Here is a 4,946-nt window from a genome sequence, read left to right as displayed (position 1 = left end):
CGTGGGTGCTAAGGCCCCCGTGGTGGACGGCGCTCAGATGGGTTCGCTGCTGGTGCCCTTCATCTCCTGTGAAGCTCCCTACGATGAAATCAAAGAAGTCATCGAAAAGATTTGGGACTGGTGGATGGAAGAAGGCAAGAACCGCGAACGCGTGGGCGAAACCATGAAGCGTCTTTCCTTCCAGAAGCTGCTCGAAGTCACCGACACCGAAGCCGCTCCTTACCACGTCACGGCTCCCCGCTCCAACCCGTACATCTTCTTCAAGGAAGAAGAAGTGCCCGGCGGCTGGACCCGCGACCTGGCTGAATTCCGCAAACGCCATCAACGCTAGTTTAAGGGGGAGAAGAACATGGCTTTTATTTCTTCCGGGTACAATCCCGCCAAACCGATGGAAGGCCGCATTACCGACATCGGCCCCCACAAGTATGACGAATACTTCCCGCCGGTCATCAAAAAGAATTTCGGCAAGTGGCTGTACCACGAAATTCTTGAGCCCGGCGTGCTGATGCACGTGGCCGAAGGTGGCGACAAGGTGTACACCGTCCGCGTGGGCGGCACCCGCACCATGTCCATCACCCACATCCGCGAACTGTGCGACATCGCCGACAAGTACTGCGGCGGTTACCTGCGCTGGACCACTCGTAACAACATCGAATTCATGGTGGAAGACGAAGAAACCATGAAGGCCCTGCGCGACGACCTGAACAGCCGCAAGTTCGACGGCGGTTCCTTCAAGTTCCCCGTGGGCGGCACCGGCGCTGGTATCAGCAACATGGTGCACACCCAGGGCTGGGTGCACTGCCACACCCCCGCCACCGACGCCTCCGGCCCGGTGAAGTGCGTGATGGACGCCATCTTTGATGACTTCAAGGATATGCGTCTGCCCGCTCCCGTGCGCATCGCCCTGGCCTGCTGCATCAACATGTGCGGCGCCGTGCACTGCTCCGACATCGGTCTGGTGGGTATCCACCGCAAACCGCCCATGATCGACCACGAATGGGCTGACCAGCTGTGCGAAATTCCTCTGGCTGTGGCCGCCTGCCCCACCGCTGCCGTTCGTCCCACCAAGGTCGAACACAACGGTCAGAAGGTGAACTCCATCGCCATTAAGGAAGACCGCTGCATGTACTGCGGTAACTGCTACACCATGTGCCCCGCCCTGCCCATCGCTGACCACGAAGGCGACGGTATCGCCATCATGGTGGGCGGCAAGGTGTCCAACCGCATCAGCATGCCCAAGTTCTCCAAGGTCGTCGTGGGTTACATCCCCAACGAACCTCCCCGTTGGCCCAGCCTGACCAAGACGGTGAAGCACATCGTCGAAGTCTACGCCGCCAACGCCAACAAGTACGAACGTCTGGGCGACTGGGCCGAACGTATCGGTTGGGAAAGCTTCTTCAAGCTGACCGGCCTGAAGTTCACCCACCACCTGATCGACGACTTCCGCGATCCGGCTTACTACACCTGGCGTCAGAGCACCCAGTTCAAGTTCTAAGCCGAGCTTGAAAATACCCCGGCGGCGCTTTCCGGCGCCGCCGGGTTCAGGAGAAAAAAAATGGCTGACGAAAAAGACGTTGTTGTCGAATTCCTGAAGAGCAAGTCCTCCTCCAAGTCCAAGTTCTACTTCAAGGACTTCACGGACCTGTTCCCCGATAAGGGCCCCCGCGAAGTGAAGAAGATCCTCACCAAGCTGGTGAACGAAGAAGTCCTGGAATTCTGGTCTTCCGGCTCCACCACCATGTACGGCCTGAAGGGCGCTGGCAAGCAGGCCCACACCGAAGGCGAAGACTAGTCTTTCTGCCTTCGGCTTTTGAACGCCCCGACTGCGACGTCTGTGCGTTTACAAAGGCCATTGGAGCTTCGACTCCTTTCTCAAGAAATGCCGCAACCTCTGTTGTGGCATTTCTTGTTTTCTCCTTCCCACACTGTCCCCTGCGGTCTACGATCCTTCCGCCCTTCCAGAGGCCGGGTTGCGGCGCACATCCCGGCATTTCGGCCATACCGGCCCTCATCTTCCGCCGCACCGTCTCTTCTCCGGCATCTTCCCGCATCCCTGCGGACAAGCAGCCTCACAGTCAGCCACAGCCCTCTCAGTCACGATACCGGCAGCACCAGCCGTCCCATCCTACTATGGTCACGGCACGACACGTCACGGCGGTACCAAGGCAACGATGCCTTGCCGCTGATGGGACAGCAAGCGGCACGCCTGCCTCTGGATACGGACGCTCCGGCCTCACGATACGTGGGCCGCACAGCCCCGCTCCAACTATTTTTCGTTGAAAAAGCCTGCCGTCACCAGTAGTCTGGGCCTGCAACATGCCGAAGGGCAGCCAGCCTCGGCCTGCCGCCCCTGTCCGGCACGAGGCCCCACAGGGAGCGCATCCCCGCAGCCCATCGGCTCCGGGCACAGCAGCCATCAGACGGAGAGACCATGCACGACCATCCCGCTTCCCCCCGCACCGGGGCCACGCCAGACCTGCCTGCCGGACCCCCGACCCCCGAACAGGATATGGGCCAGACCCGGGCCCTGCTCCTGGAGATGGCCCGCTGCCAGTCTCTGGACCAGATCTTCCGTCTGGTGGCGGAGACCTTTGCCGCCCGGCAGGACGTGGCCCTGTGCCGCATCTGGCTGCTGGAACAGACCGAACCGAGCCTCTGCGCCAGCTGCCGCCATTTCTATGATTGCCACGACCATCGCCAGTGCCTGCGGCTGGCGGCCAGCACCGGGCGATCCCGCATGGACGGGCATGTCTGGACCGCTCTGGACGGCGAACACAGCCGCTTTTCCCTGGGGCTGGGCAAGGTGGGGCTCATCGCCCAGTCAGGCACCGCCTATCATGTGGACGATGTCCGCCCGGACATGGACTGGGTGACCTCGCCAGACTGGATCCGGCAGGAAGGCATCCGCACCTTCCTGGGCCAGCCCCTGGTGCACCGGGGCCGCGTCCTGGGGGTCTTCGCGGTCTTCAGCCGTGAAGTGCAGGATGCCCAGGCCATGGACCGCCTGCGCATGATCGCGGACTATCTGGCGGTCTCCATCGCCAATGCCCAGGCTTTCGAAGAGCTGAACCGTCTGAAGCGGCAGCTGGAGATCGAGAACGCCTATCTGAAGAACGATGCCCTGCCCCCGGCCGCCCTGGCCCTGACGGGGGACAGCCCCTGCATGCGCACGCTGAAGGAAAAGATACGGCAGGTGGCCTGCACGGACGTGCCCGTCCTCATCACCGGTGAAGCCGGCAGCGGCAAGGAAGCCGTGGCCGCCGAGCTGCACCGGCAGAGCTTCGTGGCCGGGGGGCCGCTGGTGCGGGTCAACTGCGCCGCCATCGCGCCCGGCAGTTTCGAAGACGAGTTCTTCGGCCATGCGGGCGCCCGCATGGGCTTTCTGGAGGCCGCCTCCGGCGGGACGCTCTTCCTGGATGCCGTGGACGAACTCCCCCTGCCCCTGCAGGCCGGGCTCCTGCGCGTCCTGCAGGACAAAGAGTTCCGGCGCGGCGGCGAGGACAACGGGCACAGGATCAGCGTGCGCCTTGTGGCCGCCACCAGCCGCGACCTCTACGAACTGGTGCGTGCGGGGCATTTTCGCGAGGACCTCTATTACCGCCTCAACGCCTTCCCCATCCGCATAGCTCCCCTGCGTGAGCGCCCGGAGGACATCCTGCCGCTGGCCCAGGCTTTTCTGGAGCATGACCGTGCCCACCTGCAACGGCCGGAGCTGGCCTTTGCCGAAGACGTTCCAGGGCGCCTGCAGGCCTATGCCTGGCCCGGCAATGCCCGGGAGTTGCAGGAATGTCTCCTGCGCGCGGCCATGACCAGCACGGACGGGCTCCTGCACCTGGAGGCCCTGCCTCCGTCCCCTGCCCCCGCTTCCCTGCCCGCCCTGCCCGCGGACGACAACGGCATCGTCTTCACCGAGGCGGAGATGCAGGCGCTGGAGCGGACCAATATCGCCAACGCCCTGCAACGCTGCCACGGCAAGATCTACGGTGACGACGGGGCCGCGGCCCTGCTGGGCATCAGCCCCACCACGCTCTGCTCCCGCATCAAGAAGTTCGGCCTCCGCAAATAGGACGCCTGATCCGGGGCCGCCACACCGTGGAGCCCATGCCTGCCGACGGGCCATGCGGCTCCGCGCGGCCTGTCGCCCTTCTGTCCGGTGCCGTGGCTCCCCATGCTTGCGTACCGGCCTTTGCAGCCTGTGCAGAGGCCCGGATCTTTTTCTTTCCCGTCATAACAACGATTTTTCGTTTAAATAAGACCTTTAGTCATATATTTTATCTTCCAAAAACGAAATCTGCTCTTTCTCTATTGTCAAATACAACGATTTTTTGTTATCAAGAAGCCATGCCGTGGCTGAAAAGGCCATCTTTACCCCCGAGGATGTGCTCATTTTCAGCATTTGGTAAAATATTCAACGATTTTTCGTTGAAATATGCACTCATGGAGGTATGGCAATGCCGAAACATGCGACTCCCCTGCTGGACCAGCTCGAAAGCGGCCCCTGGCCGAGCTTTGTGTCCGACATCAAACAGGAAGCCGCCGCCCGTGCGGCCAATCCCAAAGGACTCGATTACCAGATCCCCGCTGATGCCCCCGAAGACCTGCTGGGCGTCCTGGAACTTTCCTACGAAGAAAAGGAGACCCACTGGAAGCACGGCGGCATCGTGGGCGTGTTCGGTTACGGCGGCGGCGTCATCGGCCGTTACTGCGACCAGCCCGAAAAGTTCCCCGGCGTGGCCCACTTCCACACCATGCGTGTGGCCCAGCCCGCCGCCAAGTACTACAACACCCAATTCCTGCGCGATCTGTGCGACATCTGGGACCTGCGCGGTTCCGGCATCACCAACATGCACGGTTCCACCGGCGACATCGTGCTCCTGGGCACCCAGACCCCGCAGCTGGAAGAGATCTTCCACGATCTGACCCACAAGCTGCATAACGACCTCGGC

Annotated in this window: 3 protein-coding genes and 2 pseudogenes; all 5 read left to right on the top strand. The window is 62.1% G+C overall.

Going from position 1 to position 4,946, the window contains the following annotated elements; translation table 11 throughout:
• Positions 1-331: pseudogene (locus tag DESPIG_RS07670) on the top strand (dissimilatory-type sulfite reductase subunit alpha); the annotation flags it as partial.
• An 18-nt stretch (positions 332-349) separates the two neighbouring features.
• Complete coding sequence (dsrB, locus tag DESPIG_RS07665) at positions 350-1,495, top strand: dissimilatory-type sulfite reductase subunit beta (protein WP_040369683.1); 1,146 nt, start codon at positions 350-352, stop codon at positions 1,493-1,495.
• 60 nt (positions 1,496-1,555) lie between these two features.
• On the top strand, positions 1,556-1,792 hold the full coding sequence (locus DESPIG_RS14395; RefSeq protein WP_006007078.1) for a dissimilatory sulfite reductase D family protein: 237 nt from the start codon (positions 1,556-1,558) through the stop codon (positions 1,790-1,792).
• Positions 1,793-2,431: 639 nt separating this feature from the next.
• A complete protein-coding gene (locus DESPIG_RS07655) occupies positions 2,432-4,066 on the top strand; it encodes a sigma 54-interacting transcriptional regulator (protein WP_081446854.1) in 1,635 nt (544 codons plus the stop codon).
• 385 nt (positions 4,067-4,451) lie between these two features.
• Positions 4,452-4,946 (top strand): annotated as a pseudogene (locus tag DESPIG_RS07650) (dissimilatory-type sulfite reductase subunit alpha); the annotation flags it as partial.

It is taken from the genome of Desulfovibrio piger ATCC 29098, assembly GCF_000156375.1.
In the GTDB taxonomy this organism is placed as follows: Bacteria; Desulfobacterota; Desulfovibrionia; order Desulfovibrionales; family Desulfovibrionaceae; genus Desulfovibrio; species Desulfovibrio piger.
The sequence above is the reverse complement of the archived record's forward strand: the minus strand, read 5'-3'. Positions and strand labels throughout refer to the sequence as shown.